Below are 24,360 nucleotides of genomic sequence, written 5' to 3' on the forward strand. Positions count from 1 at the left end.
AGAATAGGTTTCTTTAATCTAACTTTCTACTACAGTAGTCCTTGCCTTTTTTGCGGCATTAACCATCGCCTTTAGTGCCGCTTCAGTTTCTTCCCACTTTCTGGTTTTTAAACCGCAATCTGGATTTACCCAAAGCTGTTCGGCAGGAATTACTTTTTGAGCCTTTTCAAGTAAGACCAGCATTTCTTCTGTAGAAGGAACTCTTGGTGAATGAATATCATAAACACCCGGCCCAATTTCATTGGGATACTCAAACTTAGAGAAAGCTTCCAATAATTCCATTTGTGAGCGGGAGCATTCAATAGTAATCACATCTGCATCCATAAACGCTATGCTCTCCATAATATCATTAAATTCAGAATAACACATATGGGTATGGATTTGGGTGGAATCTTTTACCCCACTAGATGCCAATTTAAAACAATCTACAGCCCAGGTTAAATAATTTCTCCAGTCCAATGCACGTAAAGGCAATCCTTCTCTTATGGCCGGTTCATCTATTTGAATTATTTGTATCCCGGCTTGTTCCAAGTCCCGTACTTCTTCACGAATTGCCAAAGCTATTTGTTTACAAGTGGTAGATCGTGGCTGATCATCTCTTACAAAAGACCATTGTAAAATTGTTACTGGCCCCGTAAGCATTCCCTTAACCCATTTATTGGTTAGCGATTGTGCATATTTAGACCAATAAACCGTCATTGCTTTTGGCCTGGAAATATCACCATATATAATAGGAGGCTTCACACATCGGCTACCATAACTTTGCACCCATGCCCTTTTAGTGAATAGAAAACCATCTAACTGCTCTCCAAAGTACTCTACCATATCGTTTCGTTCATATTCCCCGTGAACAAGAACGTCTAAACCTATGTCTTCCTGCCACTCAATGGTCTTTTCGGTTTCTTTCTTTAATAAACTATCGTATTCTTCTGCTGATAATTTTCCTTTTTTGTATTGTGCTCTCCAACTTCTCACCTCTTTGGTTTGTGGAAACGAACCAATGGTAGTGGTAGAAAATCGGGGTAAATCCAGTACTTTCTGCTGCTGAATTTTTCTTAAACTAAATGGATTATTACGCTGGGAGTCTTTTATTGAAATTTGATTTACTGCGCTTTTAACATTTTTGTCATGAATTAAGCTTGAAGTTTCCCTACTCTTAACAGCCTCCAGGTTCTCCTTAAATACATTTATGAGACGTTCTTCAGTGTTTCCAATGGCTAAAGCCTGAAGCGTTTTTAATTCTTTCACTTTTTGCCGGGCAAAAGCCATCCAGTTCTTAATTTCCGGGTCTATTTCAGCTTCCAAATCAAGGTCGTATGGGACGTGCAATAACGAACAGGAAGGAGCTATCAGCAATCTATCTGAACCTAATTTATCCTGTGCTTTTTGAATAAGATTAAGCGAATTTTCAAAATCGTTTTTCCAGATATTACGACCATCTACTATCCCGAGAGATAAATTTAAGCCACCCGGAATATCATCAAGCACATCTTCTAGTTGGGATGAGCATCGCACCAAATCAATATGTAGTATATCTACGGGAAGCTTAAGGCTCAAGCCCAGATTATCTTTAAGGCCTTCAAAATAGGTGGCAATAATAAATTTAAGCTCAGGGAATTTTTTTCTAATTTCGGCATATACAAAAGTGAACGCTTCCTTAGTTTTTTCATTTAAATCTAAAGCTAAAAAAGGCTCATCAAATTGAATCCATTCTGCGCCTTTATTCTGTAGATCAGATAAAAGATCCAGGTAAATAGGTAATAGTTTCTCTACCAGGTCTATTTTATCAAAACCCTGCTCTTTTTCTTTTCCTAATAAAAGATAAGTAACCAATCCAATAATCACAGGTTTAGGATTAATTCCTGCTTCTTTTGCTTCCACAAATTCACCAAGAATTTTATTGGAGTTAAGCTTAAAATTTTGGTTTTTGGAAAATTCAGGGACTATATAGTGGTAATTAGTATCAAACCACTTGGTCATTTCCATAGCGGTAATATCTAACCCCTCTTTTTGATAACCCCTGGCCATGGCAAAGTACAAATCCAGATTGCTTAAACCCCTTTCACCTTCAATTTCCTTATAGCGTTCTGGAATGGCTCCCAAGGTTAGGGTCATATCCAATACCTGATCGTAATAAGAAAAATCATTGCAAGGAACCAGGTCAATTCCTTCCTCTTTTTGAAGGTTCCAGTTTTCCCAGCGGCTTTTCTTTCCAGCTTGAAGGAGGTCTTGAAGTTCATTTTTGCCCGACCAATATTGCTCGCAGGCTTTTTTGAGTTCTCTGTTGCTACCAATTCGCGGATAGCCAAGAATGTGCGTTTGCATTTCTAACTTTTAATAATTAAACATTTAGTTTTAAAAGTCTTTAAAAATGCTTCGTAATGCCTGGCGATAAGAAAAAAGGAGAAAGAAGATACACCCAAAAAAACATACTTCTCCTGTAAAATAAAAAGTATTATAATGGATACATCTCTAAGACCTAAGCTTCAGACCGCGAAAGCATTGTCCAATCAGAATAGGCAGGTCTCCTGACTTGTAACGGCTGCTGTCATCCTTCCCGCATTATGCAGTGGATTTTCCAGGACAGCGCCTTTAAATTGTTACTTACAGTTGCGCGACAGTTCGTGATTTTCACACGATTCCCTATTAATCTACCTTAAGTAAAACCTTTTCTGTTTGATGAAGTATGATAAAGAACTTATTAAGGATAAAACTATGGATTATTTATTTATTTTCCCGGTATTCATTCAGTTTAAATAAAACTGCTATCGTTTTAGGCTTGGAAGAAATTGATTATCAGGATTAACCTATGAACAATAAAAAATGGGCCTTATAATGGTTACCGTATTTCTTTTGGGGCAATCAGCTAATAACACTTAAAATTGAATTCCTGGAAAATAATAAATACGATAAAAAATTATCTAAAATCTTAGAAAAACATCAATTCAGCATAGATAAATTAGTTGAGAGAGATTATTTATTCCCAAACATCCAACCTTATAAAGCCACAAAAACCACCTGCCCAGATGCTTTAGCAATAATCATTAGCAGTATAATTACCTGGCGAAGTAATGTTAAATTTTATTAATCTTTTTATACAGTCCCATAATAGGTATAATTATGAAATAACTCTAAAAATTTATATTTTTAGACGAGAGATTCAGCTAAAATTAACTTAAACCCCTGATATTGTGCAAACTATTTTCAATAATAAAAAAACATGAAATCATGCTTCAAAACTTTAATTAAAAATGATCATTATCATATTTTTGCAGGAATGAAATTTTTAAATTGTGCCTGGTTTTGTAGAGTTTATAATAAATTAATAAGAAATAATCAATTTATTCCTGACCCCCAAACGTAATGAAATCATTCTTTAAAATTCTACCTGAACGTGGCTCCAATTGGCGTCAGATCGCATTGTTTTTTATTGCGGTTATTATTGGTTTGGGACTCTTTATGATGAAAGAGGCCAGAGTTACTTCATATCTTTCTGACGATCCCCAGGCTTGCGTAAACTGCCACGTAATGACTCCGGTTTACAACAGCTGGATGAACAGTTCTCACAGAGAATGGGCTAACTGTAATGATTGTCATGTTCCTCATGATAATTTTGTAAATAAATATTACTTCAAAGCTAAAGATGGCTTATATCACGCCTCGGTATTTACTGCCAGGGCTGAGCCAGATGTGATCAAAATGAAAGAAGCTTCACAAGAAGTAGTTCAACAAAACTGTATTCGTTGCCATGTGCAACAGGTTACCCAGGTTAAATATGATGGTTGGATTGAAGATCATAAGGAGAAACGCACTGGTAGGCAGTGCTGGAGTTGTCACAAACAGGTTCCTCACGGAAAAATCTACGGCTTAAATAGCATTAAATATAATTTAGCACCAATACCAACCGATCAGGAAGAGATGGTTATTCCAGATTGGTTAGCAGAACAAACCACCAAAAAACCACAATAATGAAAAATAAAGTACTTTTTATTGTTACAATTATAGTTGTGTTCCTTTTGGGGCTATTAGCCTCAAGTATTATCAACAGAAAATCTGAGGCAAAATACCAGTTTGTGCCTAAGGTTGAAATTAGTGAGAATGAACCTAGAAATGAAGTGTGGGGTGAGAATTACCCAAAAGAATATCAGTCTTACCTTCAAACAAAAGACACCACATTTAAATCTTTTCAGGGAGGTTCGTCTATGATTGATGTTTTGGAAGAAGATCCCAGTTTGGTAATTCTTTTCGCCGGTTACGGTTTCTCTAAAGATTACAACCAGGGAAGGGGCCATGCCTATGCCATAGAAGATATTCATAACACCTTAAGAACAGGTGGCCCAGAAGGAGAAGGAGACGGGCCTATGCCATCTACTTGCTGGACATGTAAAAGCCCAGATGTTCCCAGATTAATGAATGAAATTGGGGTAACAGAATTTTATAGTGGAAAATGGGCCGATAAGGGTGACCAGGTGGTAAACCCAATTGGATGCGCAGACTGCCATGACCCAAAAACTATGAAACTTCGTATTACAAGACCTGCCTTAGTGGAAGCTTTTGACGCCATGGGGAAAGATATCAATGATGCTACCCATAACGAGATGCGTTCTCTGGTTTGTGCGCAATGCCATGTGGAGTACTATTTTAATAAGGAACTCCCAGGTAAAGAAGGAGTACCATACCTTGTACTTCCGTGGGAAGAGGGTATGACTGTGGAAGACATGGAAAGATATTATGATAATATCGAATTTTCTGACTGGACTCACCAGTTAAGTAAAGCACCTATGTTAAAAGCACAACACCCAGGATACGAGACGTTTCAATCAGGTGTGCATGCAGACAGAGGCGTGTCTTGCGCAGATTGCCATATGCCTTATAAAAGTGAAGGTGGACAAAAGTTTACCGATCATCATATTCAGTCACCGCTCAACAATACTTCCAATGCCTGTCAGGTTTGTCATAGGGAGGAGTCACAGAAGCTTATCGCAAACGTATATGAAAGACAGGAGAAAGCTTCCGAGAACAGGCTGAAACTTGAAGATTTATTGGTAAGAGCACATTTGGAAGCTAAAAAATGCTGGGATTTGGGCGCCACAGAAGAACAAATGAAAGATATACTTACAGATATTCGCCACGCACAATGGCGATGGGATTTTTCGGCTGCAGCACATGGAGCCTCATTCCACGCTCCGGTAGAAATTGCAAGAGTTATAGGCGGAGGACTGGTAAAAGCTCAGGACGCCAGACTTAAATTAAGTCGTTTGCTGGCCGATCTTGGTCATAATAAGCCAATAGAAATGCCTGATATCAACACGAAAGAAAAAGCTCAAAAATATATTGGGCTGGATATAGAGAAGCTTGAGGCTGAAAAAGAGCGCTTCAAAGAAAACCTTCTTCCTAAATGGATGGAAAGAGCTGAAGAGCGTGAAGCAAAAATGGATACAAAGAAAGTAGTTACTTCATCAGAGGAGTAAAAATTAAGATTGGTTTATATGGAGGCACCTTACAAAAAAAGGTGTCTCTATTTTTTATAGAGAAAAAAGAAATTCAATGAAGAGACTATATAAAATCTTTGCATCACCGGTACTAGCTATTATTTTATTGTTTGCATATGCCGTGGCGATGGCAGTGGCTACTTTTGTGGAAAATGATTTTGGTACGGCAACAGCCTGGCAATTAATCTATGATTCCTTATGGTTTGAGCTTATCATGCTAGGGCTGGGGCTCAGCTTTTTGGCCAATACATTTAAATATAACCTCTGGAGAAAGGAAAAATTGGCCATCCTGTTATTTCACCTTGCCTTTATCGTTATCCTAATTGGCGCAGGAATTACCAGGTACACTTCTTACGGAGGAATTATGCGTATTCGTGAAGGCGCAACCTCAAACACCATAATTTCAGATACCAATTTTCTAAAATTCACCCTAAGTGATAAAAATGGTTCAAAAACTCTTGAAAAAAGAATAAGTTTTTCGCCAATTGGTGATAATGATTTCTCCATAGAAACCGAATTCAACGCTAAGCCTGTAAGCGTTAGTTACAACGAATTTGTAGCCGACGCTGTGCCGGAAATCGTTGATGATGTTGAAGGAGGAAAACCTATGTTGCAAATGGTAGTTTCGGCAGGTAGCCGGCGCCAGACCGTTTTTCTTGAAAAAGGAGAAATAGAAAATATTGGTGAGCATAATCATTTAGTAGGCTTTGAGGCTGAAGGGGAAGGAGTAATTAATATTATTGAAGAGAATGGTAGCTTTAAGATTAAATCTCCCAGAAATCTTGGAACTTTTGTAATGACTACCGAAACTGCAAGTACCCTGGTAAAAGATAGTTTGCACCCTATGCCTTTACGTACGTTATACCGAGATGGAGACGCATCATTTGTGCCTATGTCCTACCATCCCAAAGCCGCTATAAAACTGGTGAGCGAATCAGAAAAACCAAAAGATAATGATGAGATAAAAGATGATGCTCTAATTGTAAATGTAAAAGTTGGTGAGCAAGAGGAAAAAGTAAGTTTACTCTACAGAGAGGGTTTTCTCCCCTCCCAGCATGAAGTAGAACTAGGAGGAACTAAAGTAATCCTGTCTTACGGATCGAAAGCCCTGACTACGCCGTTTGCTATTCAACTGGAAGATTTTCAACTGGAACGTTATCCGGGTTCTACAAGTCCTTCGGCTTATGCGAGTGAAGTAAAAGTACTGGATGAAGGGAAAGAGATACCTCATCGTATCTATATGAACAATGTACTGGATTATGAAGGCTATCGTTTCTTTCAAGCCAGTTATGATACAGATGAAAAAGGAACGGTGCTGGCGGTAAACCATGATGCCCCGGGAACTTATGTTACCTACGCAGGATATTTCCTTATGATGATTGGGATGTTCTTCACCCTCTTCGGGAAGGCTTCCAGATTTACCCAGATAAATAAGAAATTAAAAAAAATGAAAACTCTAAGTATCCTTATCCTGGTAATGCTGTTAAGCACTTTTAACGGCACACAAGCCCAGGAATCTGATCCTGAGATCACGCTAGATATTATTGAACAACAAGCGATAGACGAACAGCATGCAGAAATGTTTGGAAGGCTACTGGTTCAGGATCTTGATGGCCGTATAAAACCTGTAAATACCCTGGCTTCAGAATTTCTTAGGAAACTCACTCTTAAGCCATATTTCAAATTCAGCAAAGAAGGAGAATCAATAAACTTAAGTGCTAATCAGGCATTTTTGGCCATGCATACTTCTCCAAATGTCTGGCAATATATCCCCCTTATTAAAATAGATAAGGATAAGGCGGGAGGAGCATTTTCGGCCCTTGAATTTAGCGAAAACGGGATGGTTTCTTTTGCCCAGCTTCTTGATGACAAGGGTAATTATTTACTGGTAAAAGCCATAGAAGATGCTAATCAAAAAAAACCTGCAGAGCGTAACGAATTAGACAAGGAAGTGATTAAGGTTGATGAGCGTTTTAATATTCTGTATAACGTTTTTGCCGGTCATTATTTGAAGATTTTTCCTAACAGTAACGATGAGACCAACAAATGGTTTAGCCCCACACATGATTTCAATGACTTTCCCGAGGAAGATGCTCGTTTCGCAGAAGGCATAATTCCTGGATATTTTAATGATATTAAGAATAAGGATTGGGCGGCCGCCAGTGAAAAGTTAGTATATATAAATAAGTTCCAGGAGGTTCTTGGAGCTGAAATAATCCCCAGCCCTAAGAGGGTGGAAGCAGAAATATGGTACAATGAACTGAACCTCAATTTCTGGTTGTTCCAGATTTACTTTACTGTTGGAGCTATTCTTTTATTATTGGCCATTGTAAAAATATTTTTCAAAAACAAGGCAATAGAAATTGCCTGGCAGGCATTGATCCTGGTAACCCTGATAAGCTTTATAGCTTTTACCGGGAATATTATTTTACGCTGGTACGTAGCGCAACATGCACCCTGGAGTAATGGTTATGAAATGTTGGTGTTTGTAGCCTGGACACTTCTTTTATGTGGATTACTTACTTTTAGAAAATCTGATTTTGCCCTCCCACTGGCTACCTTGTTTACGGGAACTCTTTTATTTGTGAGTTATCTGGACTGGCTGAATCCTGAGATCACCAATTTAATGCCTGTACTCAAATCATCATTCTGGTTAAAGGTTCATGTAGCCACTATTGTAAGTAGCTATGCTCCTTTGGCGCTTTCGGCAATTTTAGGCGTAATGGCTTTACTGCTAATAATTTTCAGAACTCCGGGCTCACAGAAAAAAATCAATGTAAAGATCAGAGAGATCACTTATATTAATGAGATATCCATGACTATAGGCCTATTTGTACTGGCTGTAGGAACCTTTCTTGGAGGAGTCTGGGCCAACGAATCCTGGGGCCGTTACTGGGCATGGGATCCAAAGGAAACCTGGGCTCTAATAAGCATCATTGTATATACGGTGGTACTGCATCTTAGGTTTATTCCTGCTTTGAGGGGTAGATTTGTGCTAAATGCGGTGAGTGTTTTTGCCTTTGGCTCAATAATTATGACTTCTTTCGGAGTTAACTACTATTTATCTGGATTGCATAGTTATGCCGGTGGTGATCCACTACCCATACCTTCGTTCATTTATGTCATTTTAGTTGCTCTAATCTGTATAGCGATCCTGGCTTTTTTCAGGGATAGGAGTTATAGAAAATCAAAGGTTTCAGTATAAAGTAAATTACCTTGTAGTAAGCCCAAGAGACATCAAATGGAAAAATTTTGGATTTTGAAGCAAGCCCAGGAGCATTAAATCTAGATTATCGAATAAATATGAATAGAAGATCCTGAAATTGACTAAATGATGCCAGATTTCTTTGATGCTAATTTTTATGTTAACAAAAACATTCAATCCAATAATAGAAAAAAGCTTTATCGATTTCATTCCAGCTGATTAAGGTCATATTTATCTACTAAATATGTGTTAATATTTGTTAATCGAAAAATTAATATAATCGCTCATGACTAATCTATCTACCTTTAAGCTATTACTAGTATTCCTGTTTTTTGTGAATGGGATTATCGCACAGACTTTTGAAGCAGATGCAGACGTAAGAGCTCGTTTTGAATACAGACACGGCTTTAACGATTTATTTTCAGATAATGCAGACCCTGCCGCATTCGTGCAACAGCGAACCCGATTGAATTTAGGGTATACCGCAGAAAAATTGAAATTGTTTATTGCAGTGCAAGACGTTAGTACCTGGGGTGATACCAGACAGATTTTACCTGTAGATGGAAATGATTCTTTTTCCTTGTTTCAGGCTTATGCCTTATTAAATTTTAATGAAAACTGGTCTACCAAAGTTGGAAGGCAATCCATAGCTTATGACAACGAGCGTATATTTGGCGGATTAGACTGGGCTATGCAGGGACGTTTTCATGATGCCGCGATACTGAAGTATCAAAAAGACGGTTTTAATTTGGATTTAGGAGCTGCTTTTAGTCAGGAAAAACCTAAAAACGAAGGAAATACTTACAGAATATCGGGATTTTTCACTTATAAGACTATGCAATATGCTTACTTAAATAAGTTCTGGGACAATAGTTCAGTAAGCTTTTTATTTCTAAACAACGGTTTTCAGGGTTTTAGCGGTCCTGAAAACATTACACCAGATGGCGTTTATCACCGCCAAACCATGGGTAGTTATTTTAAGTTTCCCATACAAAACGTGAATATGGCAGGTACCGCCTATTATCAATTTGGAAAAGCCAATAATACCACCGATCTTTCAGCATACCAGCTATCCCTGGAAGTCACGTATAAACCCGGCAGCACTCTTTTTGGGTTAGGGATGGAAATGTTAAGTGGAACCAATCAGGAAGGGGAATCCAAAAACAGATCTTTCTTCCCTTTATACGGCACCAACCATAAGTTCAACGGGTTTATGGACTATTTTTATGTAGGTAATCACGCTAATAACGCTGGTCTAAATGATATCTACGCAAAAGCGATTCTTAATACCGGTGAGAAATCAAACCTCTTACTTAAGGTTCATTATTTTATGGCTAATGCAGAACTGCAAAATAATGCAGACAACTATCTAGGCACAGAAATAGATCTTGTTTATTCCAATAATTTAATGAAATATGTAAAGATGAATATTGGGTACTCACATATGCTCGCATCAGATAGTATGAGTTTGGTAAAAGGAGGAAAACCTAGTGACAACACCAACAACTGGGCCTGGGTTCAACTAAATGTAAATCCTAAATTATTTTCTTTGGACTTTAAGAAATAAATGCCTTAATAAAGTTAAGTTGTCCCGACGCTTCGGGACAACTTCTAGATATTATCTCAAAAAAGAGGATTAGCTGCCACTGGTTTTTATTTTAAACTGCCTGGCGTTCCAGCGCTAAATAATGTGTTGTATTTTCATTGATTAATGGAATCACGCTAATTTCACAATTATATGTTGTCCTGTCTTTTCTATAATTAACTAAAACTTCTGTAAAAGGCTCATCCCTGGATAGTTTATGCCTTATCCGCTCTAAAGCAGCTTGATCGGTTTCTTCTCCCTGTAAAAAATGCGGGGTTTTATTAACAGCAAAACTACTGCTATATCCAGTCATCTCGCTAAAGCCTTCACTAACCCATTCAATTTTAGCTTCTTTATTCGTTAGAACTAAAGCATCAAAGGCCTTATCTTTAAATACGGCATCAAGATCGTTCTGCCACTCAAATTTTTTCGCTAATTCTTTAAAGATACCAATAGTATGCTGTTGCCTTATCACAGCTAACTGCTTCGCATAGTAATCGTTATAAATATCCCAACTTCTAAGGGGCATAAGCTTGATTTCAGAAATCCTTATATCATTTTCAATCTCTCTATATTCTTCCATACTTAAAGAGGAAAGGTAGATATCCAAAGACTGCATATTCATTAAATTCTTCTTCATAATTTTTTATTTTATCAAAAAAACGACTCCAATTCCAGATCGCTTGATTTTATTAAAAAACAAAATGGACACCTGCAAATGGGGCATTTCAAAATTCACTTAACAAACAAAACTAACCAAAATCACGTTCAACATCGTTTAAACCTACGTTAATGTTTGATTTTCAAATGAAAAAGCTAGACAATTTGTAAAATAAAACCGGCTTGCTTTTATGATTTAAAAAGATAAAAATAGTGCTTGTAATTAAGAGCAAACATCCTCAATTTAAAATCAAAACTCCTATTTAAATGTTTAAAAAAAGATCCTATTAACAGCACAAAATCAAGGCTTATAAAGCTTTTGCGAATTTCTGAATAAGTTGTACTTTCGGGTTTTTCTAAAAATTTAAATATGTCTCAATTCTGGCTGTATTTTAGATTGGGTTTGGAACACGTTCTGGACTGGCAGGCTTACGATCACATTCTGTTTCTAATTGTTCTGGTTACAGCCTATACTTTTAGCAGCTGGAAACGAATTCTTTGGTTAGTAACTTTATTCACCCTTGGTCACACCCTGGCATTATTTCTTTCTGTATATGGTATTGTTAAAGTAGCTTCGGACTGGGTGGAACTGCTAATCCCTGTTACTATAGTACTTACCGCTTTATATAATATAGTTACCGCCAGCAAAAAAGAGCGGAACAAAAATCATAATCCTTTATATTTTACCACTATCTTTTTTGGCTTAATACATGGTCTTGGATTTTCTACTTATTTTAAAATGGTAGCTGCAAATACCGAAAGTAAATTTTTACCGCTTCTGGAATTTGCCCTTGGAATAGAAACGGCCCAGGTTATAGTAGTGATTGCTGTAATTATTCTTGGTTTCATTGCGCAAAACATCTTTTCGGTTTCTAAAAGAGACTGGATATTAATAAGTTCAGCAATAGTAATCGGAATTATTTTGCCTATTCTTCAAGAGAATTTTCAGGCTATTTTTTAAATTAGAGCGCTAATATTAAAACGAAATCGCGCCTTAAAAAGCCGGAAAAAATTAATAATGAACAAGCAAAAACAATTAAAGTACGATAAAGCTTATTTGAGAATTGCTCGGGAATGGAGCAAATTATCACAATGCAAGAGAAAGCAGGTTGGCGCAGTTATTGTGAAAGATAGAATGATAATTTCTGATGGTTTTAACGGGACCCCTACCGGTTTTGAAAATTATTGCGAAGATGACGAAGGTTACACTAAATGGTATGTACTCCACGCTGAAGCCAATGCAATTTTAAAGGTTGCAAACTCTACCCAATCTTGCAATGGCGCCACATTATATATCACCATGTCTCCCTGTAAGGAATGCAGTAAATTAATTCACCAGGCAGGAATCACGAGGTTGGTTTATTATGTAGATTATAAAGATAATTCAGGACTTGAATTTTTAGAAAAAGCCGGCGTAAGCCTTAAACAAATAAATGATTTAGAAGATTGAATACCAGGCAAAAAATATTGATTCCCATTCTCCTTGCTACAGCCTGCGCCGCCGGCGTTATGCTGGGCGGAAAATTGGATTTCTCTTCTCCTGATACACTATTCTCTTCTAACCCAAAAAAACAAAAACTCAACCGACTTATAGACTACATAGATTATGAGTATGTAGATGATGTGAATACCGATAGTATAGTAGATCTCACAGTAAATAGAATTCTTGAAAATCTCGATCCGCATTCAGTATATATTCCCAAAGAAGAATATGCAGGTGTGATAGAAAACATGCAGGGTGATTTTGTGGGGATTGGGGTAAGCTTTTATAATGTAAACGATACTGTTGTGGTAATTCAGGCACTGGAGGGCGGCCCGAGTGAAGAAATAGGAATTCGTGGCGGCGACAGAATTCTTTATGCTGATGGCACTCCGCTTTTCAACAATAATATAAGCAACGATTCTTTAACCAAACACCTTAAAGGGGAGGAAGACTCCCGGGTAACGCTTAAAATTAAAAGAAAAGGAATTAGAGACTTACTAACCTTTAAAGTAAAACGGGGGCGGGTTCCTTTAAAAAGCGTAGACGCGGCTTATATGCTATCTCCTAAATTAGGTTATATTAAAGTGAATAGATTTTCTGAAACTACTTATAAAGAATTTCAAAACGCATTAAAAGACCTAAAAGAGAAAGGAGCCAACAAAATTGCTTTAGATCTTAGGGACAATCCCGGCGGCTACCTTTCTGAAGCCATTAAGATTGTAGATGAATTCCTGGAGGATGAAAAACTAATTCTTTACACGAAAAATAAAAGTGGCGCAGTAGAAGAAACCTTTTCCAAACAAAAAGGTCTTTTAGAAAATGGAGATTTATATATACTAATTAACGAGAACTCGGCTTCTGCCAGTGAGGTTATTGCAGGCGCATTACAAGACAACGACCGTGGCACTATTATAGGCCGCAGGTCTTACGGTAAAGGCCTTGTGCAACGCGAAATGGAATTAGGTGACGGCAGTGCAGTAAGATTAACTATTGCCCGCTATTACACGCCAACAGGTCGCTCTATCCAAAAGCCCTACGATAACGGTAACGAGAGCTATTTTAAAGATTATATGCGTCGCTATAAGAATGGCGAACTTAACAGTGCCGATAGTATAAATGTAGATGATTCTCTTAGGTATGAAACCCCTAAAGGAAAAGTAGTTTACGGTGGTGGCGGAATTATTCCAGACATCTTTATTCCACTTGATAGTGATAATGAAAGAAACAATATTAAACTTCTATTACATGGCGGTTATATGAGTCGGTTTATCTTCAACGTACTGGAAAAAAACCGAAGTTTTTACAACAATGTTCAACGAGAAAATTTTGAAAAGGAAGTGGTTATTTCAGATGAAATGGTACAGGATTTTGTTCATTTCGTGAAAGGTGCAAATATCAAACTTAATGTAAATAATCAAAAAAGCTTATTAAAACAATACTTAAAAGCAGTAATTGCCCAGCAGTTATATGGCACTACGGCTTTTGAGAAATTAATAAATAAAAACGACCCAGCCATTAATAAAGTGCTTGAATTATCCAAAAAAAATCAATAGCTTGCAATCGTGAACGCGATAAATGAAAATATTGTAATTTTCTTTACTGTTTCTCCGCTATTTTTCTTCATTGTAGCGGTGAGTTTTAGATTATTGGATAATAGCGCACTGCTTTTTTTACAAAAAGAAATTCTTGTTACCTCCTCCAACGTCTCAGTAGATTGCATAAAAAGTCAAATAAAAGCCACAGAAGATAGAGAGTTTAAAAATAAATTAAAACTAGCCCTTCTTTACAGAAGAATGCACCGCACCTGTCTAATTTTAATGCTTTTTTCTATACCCTTAATGTTCACAGGCTACTATATGCTATAGTATTTTATCGTGTACCTTGGTTTGCTCCCCAGTCCATAAACTTAGAATGTCTGTTGCCACACTTGCGCCGCTTCCGCAGGCAATAGCAAATTGACTTCGCCATCCGGCAAGGCTACCGGCAACATACATGCCTGGTTTCACCAAATGATCTTCGTTTTTCAGCTGAATACGTTCTTTAGAAGCTTTCGCTTTTTGATGCGGAATCACTTCATTTTCTAATCCTTCTATTCTGAAAGGACTATTATAGCCGGTGGCTATTACTACAATTTCAGTTTCGTAGCTATTTTTATTGGTAACTACACTGAAACCATCATTTAAGAAAACAATTTCTTTAACTTTTTCACCGTCAATTTGTTCAATTCCAGGATATTGTTCTTTTAAATGCACCTCCCCTTCTTCCAGGATTTGTTTTCCCGAAGTCCCTGGAACCACGCCTAATACGTTATTAAGCATCGCCGAGTTTAAATGAGAGGCTTTTTGATGCATAATTATCCCTGCCTTCTTATTCGGAACTACATTTTTATGTACGGCAGAACCCAAAATAAGTGCGCAAGATAAACCGGCAGCTCCCCCACCAATAATAAGAACGTTGAATTTCATTTTAAGAATTATGCTTTTCGGCAATACTTCTTGAGGTCAATAAAATCCCCATGAGAATAACAAGACAAAGGCTTCCTACTATTACCAGCACAGCTGTCCCGCTATCACCTTTTAAAAGATTATCAAAATCCAATGCGGTTGTACTGTAGCCAATACTAACTACAGCCAAAAAAATTACGGTATAAATAAATAACTTCATGTAAATAAACTCTGAATGTTAGTGGCAAATAATTTTACTGCAATGGCAAGTAAAATTACACCAAATACTTTTCTAATTACGCTAATTCCCTGGCTTCCTAAAACCTTCTCTATCCTATTAGAGGACTTTAAGACCATATATACAAAGATAATATTGATTAGGATAGCGACAATAATATTTACCGTTTCATATTCTGCCTGCAGCGATACTAAAGTAGTAAGCGTACCGGCACCCGCAATTAATGGGAATGCAAGGGGAACAATAGAAGCTGTTTCGGGTTCATCATCCTTATAAAGGGTAATTCCCAAAATCATCTCCAGGGCCAGAAAAAACAAGATAAATGCACCGGCCACAGCAAAAGAATTTACGTCAATTCCAATAAGATTTAAAATCTCTTTTCCTACAAATAGGAAAACAATCATAATTATACCGGCTACCACCGAAGCTTTTTCACTTTGAATATGCCCAACCTTTTTACGCAGGTCTATAATAATTGGAATATTCCCAATGATATCAATCACCGCGAAAAGAATCATTCCTGCCGTAAAAATCTGTTTCACGTTAAGTAATTCCCACATAACTTCCTTTATTAAAAAATTTTGCGCAAAAGTAATTTTTAAAAACAGAGTATCAAGGAATTAGCAAGTGAAATTTTTATTAAAATTGAGTCATTTTTTTTTCAGTAAAAATACTGATAGAACTATATTTGCCAAATGTTTCAAATAGGAAAAACCATAGTTTCAGAAGAGATCTTAACCAAAGATTTTGTGTGTAACCTTTCTGCCTGCAAAGGTGCGTGTTGTGTAGACGGTGATGCCGGTGCTCCAGTAACACCACAGGAGCGGGAAATTCTCGATGAGATATATCCCAAAGTAAAACCTTTTTTACGCCAAAAAGGAATAGATGCCATAGAAAAACAAGGTACCTATATCACTACAGATCTTGATGAGATTGAAACACCATTAATAGATGGTGCAGATTGTGCTTACGTAACTTTTGATGATAAAGGCACCGCACTTTGTGCCATTGAGGAAGCTTACAACCAGGGAGAAATAGATTTTAAAAAGCCTATTTCCTGTCATTTATATCCAATAAGAATCCAGGAATACTCAGAGTTTTCTGCAGTAAATTACCACAAATGGCAAATTTGTGACGATGCCTGTAGCCTGGGAGCAGAACTTCAAGTACCTGTTTATAAGTTTACCAAAGACGCGCTTATAAGAAAATTTGGTGAAGATTGGTATAATCAATTGGAAGAAGCCGCAAAGGAACTATAGATTACCACAAAAATACATACAACTGATTTACAGAGCATTAATTTTTAATATTCTGAATTATTTTGTATCTTCAAATTTAAAGTTTTTACCCTAAAATATCCGAAAAACCTTTATATCGGTATTTAAAAATCCCCCTACACTTTTAATTAATCCTGCCCCACGCTGTAATCTTTAGGCTTGCAGCTTATTTTATAATCTAAAATTCAAAATTATGAAAAAGCTAATCTTATTGGGGTTATCACTCCTATTCTGTATTTCAACTATGGAGGCACAATTTCTCAAAAAATTAAAAGAAAAAGTAGAAAAAAAGGTTGAACACGCGGTAACCGAAAATATTTCAAACAAAGCTGCTCGTGAAGCCGATAAATCCCTCAATAAAATGTGGGATACAAAGCTAAAAAACAGCCCGATTCCTATGGGCGCTAATAGAGTAGATATTAGCGAAGTCCCACAGTCTTATGATTTTAATTGGGAATACCAGTTAAATATGGAAACCAAAGACGGGAATATAGATATGACGTATCTTCTAAAAGAAGACGCTCCTTATTTCGGGATGCGAATGCCTCAGGCCGAAGGTATGTTTATGATCCTGGATATGAATAAGAAACTAAGTATCATGTATTTCTCCTCTGGAGAAAATAATTTTATAACTGCCAGCAAAATAGAAGATCTCACAAATCCTGAAGAAGAAAAAAACCCATATCAGGATACAGAATTAAAGAAAATTGGCACCAAAAATATTCTGGGTTATGAATGCCAGGGTTATGAAGCCGAAACAGAAGAGTATATTATCACCTTCTACATCACCCAGGAAGCCCCCATTAGTTTCGCGAATATGTATAGTGATGAAAAAAGTAACATTCCAAAGGGCTGGAATGCCAATTGGCTGGAAGATGAAGATGCCCTAATGATGGAAATGCAAATGGTAGATAAAAAGAATGAGAATCGTAATGCTAATATGCGCTGTACCGGTTTAGAGAAAAAATCTTTCTCAATAAATAAGGAGGACTATGCTTCTTTGGGCGCACCTAAGTAATAAATAAAGATCATGGAAGACTCAAACACACATACAAACGAGGCTAAAAGCACGTTAGATCCTAAAACCATAGCCATTATTGCTTACTTAACCGTAATTGGACTGGTAGTAGCTTTTGTTTTAAACAATGAAAAAAAAGATGAATTTGCGGCCTTTCACATAAAACAATCTCTTGGATTGGTAATAATTAGCCTGGGACTTTTCATTATAGGGATGATTCCCGTTTTAGGCTGGATATTAAGCTTCCTGGGATCAATTTTCTTATTGTATTTATGGATAATGGGGTTGATTAACGCAATTAACCATAAAACTAAATCCGTTCCCGTCCTTGGGCATCAGTTTGAGAAGTGGTTCGCCAATATTTAATAAAATGAAAACAATAAACATAATCTTAATTGTTTGCTTGCTTTTTGGGGCCAATATTCAATCTCAAAATCTGATTGAAGCTCGTTTAGAAAATTGGGAACATGGGGAAGCCGATCTGGGGGTAATAGATTTTATTACCGGGGAAGCCCAAAAATTTGGAAGTATTGACGAAGATGGAAACATAAAAATTGAACTTGAAGCTAATTTTCTTAAAAAAATGAAAGATCAAATGGAGAAGGAACAAGAAAAGGCACCAAAAGGCTGGAAGGCTTCACTTAAAAACGTTTCCGGCACCTTCGACTGTTTTATAGACGATCTAACTTACACGAATGGGGAAGCCAATTTGAGCAGTCTGCCAAAACTGCTTGTTGTATATAGGGATAAAAAAGAAATTTTAGGAGAGCTCATGGCTGCATCTAACCAGCCGGTTGCCAATTACTTTTTTTCTTATGGCGATTTAAATTGTGAAACCGGAAAGTATTTAGAATGGGCTTATTTAGACGAACCCGCTACGGTGGAAGGAACTTGCAGCACTACAAATTTCACCCAAATCCAGGATGAAAGTTTTGAGGCTACCAGGGATTATTCTTTAGATTTAAAAGAAGGCTGGAATCTTATAGAATATCAAATTACTCAGGTTTTTGAAGGAGCTGACGGGAAAGTGCAACCAAAAACTACAAAAGTTCAACGTATAGAAAATATTTCTTCAGATATAAACTGGTATTTCTTACAAGACCAATGATTTTAAATATTAGCAACATCCCGAAAAGTATTCAAACACCTATTTTTAAGCTTTCAACATTCATGATCTCACAACATCGATAAAATGCATAAAATACAGGGTCAATGCGCTAATTATAAACTTTTTATGTTGAAAACTTTGTGGAAATCTTAAACAGTATCTGTTATGAAAATGATATTATTTTTTGATATTTGTTAAGAAATCATTATTCAATTATGTATAATATCGTTTTTCATGAATAGACAGAAACCCAGGCTTCGGGATAACAAAGACAGGTTTATAATATTCCCTGTAAAACACAACGATATTTGGGACGCTTATAAAGCAATTGAGGCTAATTTTTGGACTTCAGATAAAATAGATATCAATAAGGATTTAGAGGATTGGAAAAACTTAAGCGAGGAAGAACGTTTATTACTTCATAAAGTAATCGGGCTAATTCATCATTCAGAACATAAATTGAATGGTAAAATTACCCGTAAGCTCAATAAAAATATTAAACTTCCAGAAGCAAAGTCTTTTCTGGATCTCCAGATAGTTATGGAAAACACCCATACTGAAGCTTATGGCGTGTTTTTAAACTCATTTTTAAATTCAACAGAACAAGAACAGGTTTTTAAAGAAATTGAAGGTTTCCCTGCCACTACCGCAAGGGAAAATTGGATTAAAAAATGGGCTAACAGCTCATCTTTCGCTGAAAAATTAGTCGCATTAGCTGCCTCCAAAAGTATTTTCTCTTATAGTAGCTTTGCTGCTCTCTTTTGGATCAAAAACTGTGGCTTAATGCCCGGTTTAAGCTATACTTACGAGGTGATTTATCGTGATAAAGCGCTACACCGTGATTTTGCAACCCATTTATTTAATGATCATCTTTTAGAAGATATTTCAGATAAAAAAGTTCAACAAATCATTGACGAAGCCTTAGCTATAGAAAAAGACGTAATTTTTAATTTCCTTCCATTAGATTTAATAGGTTTAACCAAAAAAGCTTTGAATGAATACCTGGATTATGAAAGTAACAGGCTTTTTACAGATTTAATGGTGAACAGAAACTTAAACGAAAAAGAATCGAATAAGGAAAAACTTCTGCAACAAAGAGCACAAAAGCTTTCAAAGACTACCAGTACAGATAAAGATCTTAATAAAATCAGTAAGAATACTGATTAAAAAATACCTTGCGGTAAGTCTACCAGATAGATATACCGCAAAAAACTTTTGGTTTTGGAAGGCTCGTACGGAAGTATTTAAATCTCGATAATCGAGTAAAACTGGAACGAGCACCATATTCCCCAATGTGGTGCTGTTTCAGCTTTTTTGGAACCATGAAGTTTTTGCAATCAACTTAGATCTAATTCCTTCAATCTTCACTTCCCCCAGTCCTCTACTTTCCTATAAAATTTACTTTCAGCAATTACTTAGCAACTAGCCAGTATTCTTAAGGCTTTTTCTATTTTTGGGGTAGAATTAAAATTTCGGCTATAATAAAGATTAAATTATGATGAATTGGGAACAACTCCTTTCTTTAAAACGTTTTGGAGACACAAATAAAAGACTGAGAAAAGAGCAAAACGAAACCCGTTTGGGCTTTGAAGTAGATTACGATCGTATTATTTTCTCGTCGGCTTTTAGAAGTTTGCAAGATAAAACACAGGTAATCCCGCTTTCTAAAACCGATTTTGTACATACCCGGTTAACACATAGTTTAGAAGTTTCTGTAGTAGGCAGATCTTTAGGCAGGCTAGCAGGACAAAAAATTCTGGAAAAACATCCACAGCTGGCAAAAACACACGCTTATAAAATGAACGACTTTGGTGCTATTGTAGCTGCTGCTGCTCTTGCTCACGATATTGGGAATCCGCCCTTTGGACATTCGGGAGAAAAAGCGATTGGAGAATATTTTAGTCACGGAAACGGAAAACGTTTTAAAGCTGAACTTTCTCCTAAAGAATACCAGGATCTTGTAAAATTTGAAGGAAATGCCAATGGCTTTAAAATCCTAACACAAAACAAACCGGGCATCTCTGGCGGTCTTCGGCTTTCTTACGCTACCTTAGGTGCTTTTATAAAATACCCAAAGGAATCGCTTCCGCATAAACCTACCACTAATATAGCCGATAAAAAATTTGGGGTTTTCCAGACCGAAAAAGAGATCTTTGAAGAAGTAGCTGTAGAGCTTGGACTTTTAAAAACCGGAAAAGATGGCGATATAAGTTATTACAGGCACCCCTTAGCATTTTTAGTAGAAGCAGCTGATGATATTTGTTATACCATAATAGACTTTGAAGACGGGATAAACCTTGGACTTATAGATGAAGATTACGCGCTTGAGTATCTTATAAAACTGGTTAAAGACAATATAAACACCGGTAAATACAACAGTCTTACCAATACTGCAGATAGATTAAGTTACCTAAGAGCCTTAGCCATAAACACGCTAATAACCGAGGCCGTAGAGACTTTTCTGGAAAATGAAGATGCGATTCTTGGCGGTAATTTTCACCAGGGCCTGTTGGATAAAAGTAAATATGAAGCTCAAATAGATGATATTATTAAGATTAGCATTGAGAAAATCTACCAAAGTGAGGAAGTGATTAACAAAGAAATTGCGGGTTATAAAATGCTTTCACATCTTTTAGACACCTATACAGAAGCTTTACTTCCAGAAGAAGATCAACAAGATTCCAATTTCAACAAACTGGTTTTAAAATCTGTTCCAAACCTATCTGGCCTACAGGAAAAATCTTCTGTTTATAAACGTTTGCTGGAAATTTGTTCCCATACCGCTTCCTTAACCGATGGTTTTACCGTGGCTTCTTTTGAAAAATATAAAGGAATCAAATTATAGGAATTAGGAAGACAAAATTAAAACCTTTTGAGACAACCTATCCAACCCACGATTTTTGAATTTCACTTAGTGAATGCCGGCTTAGACAGCCGGCATCTTTAAAATTCATAGACGAGTCCTACGCCTAACATTTGTTTAAACTGAACTCTGGGTCCGGTAGTTTCCAGTTTACCATCTCCATTGGTATCTTCTTTAAATTTTACGTCGTCATCATATCGTAAATGAGAGCCCACATTGGCTTTTATAAAATCATTCACTTTTAAGTTTACCCTAAGCTGCCATTCCACATCGATATTTCCAAATTTATTCAGGTAATCTGAATACAAGCTCAACTGACTATCTAAATCAACATTTTCGAAAACTTCTTTTGAAAAATCACTAGTAACCAGGAAACCGAATTCTGTTCGCACCTTTTCGCCTTCTTCCACAATATTACCAAGTGTATCACGCACCGCGCCGGTAACACCAAACATACCCTCGTTAGCCAATCTTTGATCTAATACAAAAGTTGATTTTTGGGTAATAGGAGAAATATATACTTTAAAATCCTCTATAGGATCTGAATATTCACTACCAATACCCAGAAAGAGATACCCTGGTGCCATAAATTTAGAGATGGGACTATCGGTATCAGGATATTTATATCCATTGGTAAATTGGGTATTAAAGTTAAATTTTGCGGAATAGAACCAGTTGGAAATAGAATCTTTTCTATATCCAAAAGAAGAACTTAACCGTAGTTCGTCTTCGGTTTTTCTAAGCTTCTGACCTTCTTGAGAATTAATCCCATAACGCACTATAACTTTATTGCGCCAATAAAGATCATCCTTCTTATAATTTCGCTCCGCATTACCATATACCAATGCCGAAATTGAATTATTTCCACCCGCATTCCAGTTCACAAAAGCTACCTCGCTAAGGTTAACCCCAACTTCATTTTTCTCTGTCCAGAATGTAACCACAACAGAATCTACCTGGGTAGTAGTAGGAGGCACTACTTTAATAGAATCTGAAGGTTTTATGGTATCATTATAATAACCCGGATAGTTATGTGAATTTAAATTTTTCGCGGTTAAATTCAAGTGGATTAAGCACACGAGGAGACATAAGACTTTGATTTTCATTAGTTAATTTAGATTTTTTCGGAATTGCAAAATTAAAGATTTTGAAGAAGAGAGACTATTTCTTCCTCAATATATTCAACGTTAATTTTTGCAATTTCTTGTAACTCATCTATATTTCCATGTTCAATGAATTCATCTGGCAAACCTAAATTTCTAATTTTCACCTTATAATCGTGTTTTGTAGCAAATTCTAAAACCGCAGAACCAAAACCTCCGGTCACCACCCCATCTTCAATAGTGATAACCGCTTTATATTTTTTAAATACAAGATGCAGAACCTCTTTATCCAGAGGTTTTACAAATCTCATATCATAATGTCCTATCGCTTCATCTTTTATTCTTTCTATAGCTTTGCTCACATTATGAACCATATTGCCAATACTTAAAACAACAATGCTATCACCTTGTTTTAAACACGTAGCTTTTCCTATTCTCACTTCTTCAAAAGGAGATTCCCAATTTTTTTGAACTCCCCTTCCGCGCGGGTATCTTATGGCCATAGGAAGCTTTAGATCAAGCTGCGCTGTATAAAGTAAGTTTCTTAGTTCAGTTTCATTGCTGGGTGTAGCAATAATAATATTCGGAATGCATCTTAAATAAGCGATATCAAAAACGCCGTGGTGAGTAGCGCCATCTTCCCCAACCAGTCCTGCCCTATCCAGACAAAAAACAACTGGGAGTTTTTGCAATGCTACATCGTGAATTACCTGATCGTAGGCACGCTGCAGGAAAGTAGAATAAATAGCACAAAAAACCACAAAACCCTGGGTAGCCATTCCTGCCGAAAGTGTAACCGCATGCTGTTCGGCTATGCCTACATCAAAAGCTCTTTCGGGAAAGGCCTGCATCATAAATTTAAGAGAACTTCCTGTGGGCATTGCCGGGGTAATTCCTATAATTTTTTCATTCTTTTTTGCTAATTCCACTAAGGTGAGACCAAAAATATCCTGGTATTTTAGAGGTAGTCGGGAGGTATCATAAGTTAAAAGCTCACCGGTATCGGGTTTAAATTTCCCGGGGGCGTGATACTTTACCTGGTCTTCTTCTGCCTTCTTTAATCCTTTGCCTTTAGTAGTAATTACATGAAGAAATTTTGGCCCTTCAATTTGCTTCATTTGTTCAAAAACTTCCAGTAACCCGGCAATGTCGTGCCCATCTACCGGTCCAAAATATTTAAAGTTTAAAGCTTCTATAATATTACTTTGCTTTGGCTTATAACCAACCCTTGCTTTAGTAAGATATTGTTTTAAAGCACCCACGCTGGGATCTATCCCAATAGCATTATCATTAAGAACAACCAATAAATTAGCTTTCGTCACTCCCGCGTGGTTTAATCCTTCAAAGGCCATCCCGCTGGCAATAGAAGCATCTCCCACTACCGCAATATGATGTTTCCCAAATTCTCCTTTTAAATTAGAAGCAATCGCCATTCCAAGTGCTGCAGAGATTGCGGTTGAAGAATGCCCTACCCCAAAAGTATCGTACTCACTTTCTTCCCGCTTCGGAAATCCGCTAATACCGTTAAGTCTTCTGTTTGTATGAAAATTTTCTCGTCTACCCGTTAATATCTTATGGCCGTAGGCCTGGTGCCCTACATCCCAAACCAGTAAATCTTTAGGGGTATTGAAAGCATAATGCAAGGCAATAGTTAATTCTACCACGCCAAGACTGGCACCAAGATGCCCTTCCTTAGTTGCTACAATATCTATAATAAACTGTCTCAGTTCGGCAGCCACCTCATTTAGCTTAGCCACCGGTACTTTTTTAAGATCTTCCGGGCTATTAATGCTATTTAAATATTCATAAGCCATAGCTCACAAAGTTAAACTAATCTTATTTGAAAAATGAATAAGAATCCAGACAAGATTTTCCTTCAAAAGA

The 24,360-nt window shown here is 36.8% G+C and carries 21 protein-coding genes and 1 riboswitch; of the genes, 14 read left to right on the plus strand and 7 right to left on the minus strand.

The genetic code is table 11. The features are described 5' to 3' along the window. Positions 1–18 precede the first annotated feature (18 nt). The gene (gene metE / locus B5X51_RS05925) at positions 19–2,325 is read right to left on the minus strand and encodes a 5-methyltetrahydropteroyltriglutamate--homocysteine S-methyltransferase (protein WP_079720003.1); all 2,307 of its coding nucleotides are present in this window, start codon (positions 2,323–2,325) and stop codon (positions 19–21) included. Positions 2,326–2,501: 176 nt separating this feature from the next. Next, positions 2,502–2,686, minus strand: a riboswitch (cobalamin riboswitch). A gap of 677 nt (positions 2,687–3,363) precedes the next feature. Between metE and nrfH the strand changes: the two genes are divergently transcribed. From nrfH to B5X51_RS05945, 4 genes are all read left to right on the plus strand, one after another. Continuing rightward, positions 3,364–3,969, plus strand: coding sequence for a cytochrome c nitrite reductase small subunit (gene nrfH / locus B5X51_RS05930; protein ID WP_079720005.1), 606 nt, complete (start codon positions 3,364–3,366; stop codon positions 3,967–3,969). Further along, the gene (gene nrfA / locus B5X51_RS05935) at positions 3,969–5,471 is read left to right on the plus strand and encodes an ammonia-forming cytochrome c nitrite reductase (protein ID WP_079720007.1); all 1,503 of its coding nucleotides are present in this window, start codon (positions 3,969–3,971) and stop codon (positions 5,469–5,471) included. The genes nrfH and nrfA overlap by 1 nt, the downstream gene beginning before the upstream one ends. Positions 5,472–5,547: 76 nt before the next feature. After that, complete coding sequence (gene ccsA / locus B5X51_RS05940; RefSeq protein WP_245828709.1) at positions 5,548–8,697, plus strand: cytochrome c biogenesis protein; 3,150 nt, start codon at positions 5,548–5,550, stop codon at positions 8,695–8,697. 286 nt (positions 8,698–8,983) lie between these two features. After that, on the plus strand, positions 8,984–10,264 hold the full coding sequence (locus B5X51_RS05945) for an alginate export family protein (protein WP_079720009.1): 1,281 nt from the start codon (positions 8,984–8,986) through the stop codon (positions 10,262–10,264). 91 nt (positions 10,265–10,355) lie between these two features. On the opposite strand, the gene B5X51_RS05950 is transcribed toward B5X51_RS05945, so the two are convergent. Beyond that, entirely contained in the window at positions 10,356–10,922 is a 567-nt protein-coding gene (locus tag B5X51_RS05950) for a PAS domain-containing protein (RefSeq protein WP_079720010.1), read from the minus strand. 390 nt (positions 10,923–11,312) lie between these two features. On the opposite strand from B5X51_RS05950, the gene B5X51_RS05955 reads away from it, so the two are divergent. From B5X51_RS05955 to B5X51_RS05970, 4 genes are read left to right on the plus strand one after another with little or no spacing between them, the layout of a single operon-like run. Next, a complete protein-coding gene (locus B5X51_RS05955) occupies positions 11,313–11,903 on the plus strand; it encodes a HupE/UreJ family protein (RefSeq protein WP_079720012.1) in 591 nt (196 codons plus the stop codon). 57 nt (positions 11,904–11,960) lie between these two features. After that, the gene (locus B5X51_RS05960; RefSeq protein WP_079720014.1) at positions 11,961–12,392 is read left to right on the plus strand and encodes a deoxycytidylate deaminase; all 432 of its coding nucleotides are present in this window, start codon (positions 11,961–11,963) and stop codon (positions 12,390–12,392) included. Continuing rightward, positions 12,389–13,978 (plus strand): S41 family peptidase, encoded by a 1,590-nt coding sequence (locus B5X51_RS05965; RefSeq protein ID WP_394331561.1) that lies wholly within the window; start codon positions 12,389–12,391, stop codon positions 13,976–13,978. The genes B5X51_RS05960 and B5X51_RS05965 overlap by 4 nt, the downstream gene beginning before the upstream one ends. A 9-nt stretch (positions 13,979–13,987) precedes the next feature. Beyond that, positions 13,988–14,290: a hypothetical protein gene (locus tag B5X51_RS05970; RefSeq protein WP_079720016.1), complete on the plus strand. Its 303-nt coding sequence runs from the start codon at positions 13,988–13,990 to the stop codon at positions 14,288–14,290. On the opposite strand, the gene B5X51_RS05975 is transcribed toward B5X51_RS05970, so the two are convergent. From B5X51_RS05975 to B5X51_RS05985, 3 genes are read right to left on the minus strand one after another with little or no spacing between them, the layout of a single operon-like run. After that, complete coding sequence (locus tag B5X51_RS05975) at positions 14,285–14,890, minus strand: FAD-dependent oxidoreductase (RefSeq protein ID WP_079720017.1); 606 nt, start codon at positions 14,888–14,890, stop codon at positions 14,285–14,287. The genes B5X51_RS05970 and B5X51_RS05975 overlap by 6 nt on opposite strands. A gap of 1 nt (position 14,891) precedes the next feature. Beyond that, positions 14,892–15,089: a hypothetical protein gene (locus B5X51_RS05980; RefSeq protein WP_079720019.1), complete on the minus strand. Its 198-nt coding sequence runs from the start codon at positions 15,087–15,089 to the stop codon at positions 14,892–14,894. After that, the gene (locus B5X51_RS05985; protein ID WP_079720021.1) at positions 15,086–15,667 is read right to left on the minus strand and encodes a MarC family protein; all 582 of its coding nucleotides are present in this window, start codon (positions 15,665–15,667) and stop codon (positions 15,086–15,088) included. The genes B5X51_RS05980 and B5X51_RS05985 overlap by 4 nt, the downstream gene beginning before the upstream one ends. 135 nt (positions 15,668–15,802) lie before the next feature. On the opposite strand from B5X51_RS05985, the gene B5X51_RS05990 reads away from it, so the two are divergent. From B5X51_RS05990 to B5X51_RS06015, 6 genes are all read left to right on the plus strand, one after another. Further along, positions 15,803–16,366, plus strand: coding sequence for a DUF3109 family protein (locus B5X51_RS05990; RefSeq protein ID WP_079720023.1), 564 nt, complete (start codon positions 15,803–15,805; stop codon positions 16,364–16,366). A gap of 211 nt (positions 16,367–16,577) precedes the next feature. Then, a complete protein-coding gene (locus B5X51_RS05995; RefSeq protein WP_079720025.1) occupies positions 16,578–17,402 on the plus strand; it encodes a DUF4412 domain-containing protein in 825 nt (274 codons plus the stop codon). Between the two features lie 12 nt (positions 17,403–17,414). Further along, positions 17,415–17,768, plus strand: coding sequence for a DUF4870 domain-containing protein (locus B5X51_RS06000; RefSeq protein WP_079720027.1), 354 nt, complete (start codon positions 17,415–17,417; stop codon positions 17,766–17,768). 4 nt (positions 17,769–17,772) lie between these two features. After that, the gene (locus tag B5X51_RS06005) at positions 17,773–18,510 is read left to right on the plus strand and encodes a hypothetical protein (protein WP_139374841.1); all 738 of its coding nucleotides are present in this window, start codon (positions 17,773–17,775) and stop codon (positions 18,508–18,510) included. 234 nt (positions 18,511–18,744) lie between these two features. After that, positions 18,745–19,677, plus strand: a complete 933-nt coding sequence (locus tag B5X51_RS06010; protein ID WP_079720030.1) for a ribonucleotide-diphosphate reductase subunit beta — start codon at positions 18,745–18,747, stop codon at positions 19,675–19,677. Positions 19,678–20,008: 331 nt separating this feature from the next. Further along, positions 20,009–21,355 (plus strand): deoxyguanosinetriphosphate triphosphohydrolase, encoded by a 1,347-nt coding sequence (locus B5X51_RS06015; RefSeq protein WP_079720032.1) that lies wholly within the window; start codon positions 20,009–20,011, stop codon positions 21,353–21,355. Between the two features lie 98 nt (positions 21,356–21,453). Here B5X51_RS06015 and B5X51_RS06020 read toward each other — a convergent pair whose 3' ends face one another. Together B5X51_RS06020 and dxs are read right to left on the minus strand one after the other, a co-directional pair. Further along, a complete protein-coding gene (locus tag B5X51_RS06020) occupies positions 21,454–22,437 on the minus strand; it encodes a DUF3078 domain-containing protein (RefSeq protein WP_245828710.1) in 984 nt (327 codons plus the stop codon). Positions 22,438–22,511: 74 nt separating this feature from the next. Next, the gene (gene dxs, locus B5X51_RS06025) at positions 22,512–24,290 is read right to left on the minus strand and encodes a 1-deoxy-D-xylulose-5-phosphate synthase (protein ID WP_079720035.1); all 1,779 of its coding nucleotides are present in this window, start codon (positions 24,288–24,290) and stop codon (positions 22,512–22,514) included. Positions 24,291–24,360 lie beyond the last annotated feature (70 nt).

The organism is Salegentibacter holothuriorum, assembly GCF_900168045.1.
Taxonomy (GTDB): Bacteria; Bacteroidota; Bacteroidia; order Flavobacteriales; family Flavobacteriaceae; genus Salegentibacter; species Salegentibacter holothuriorum.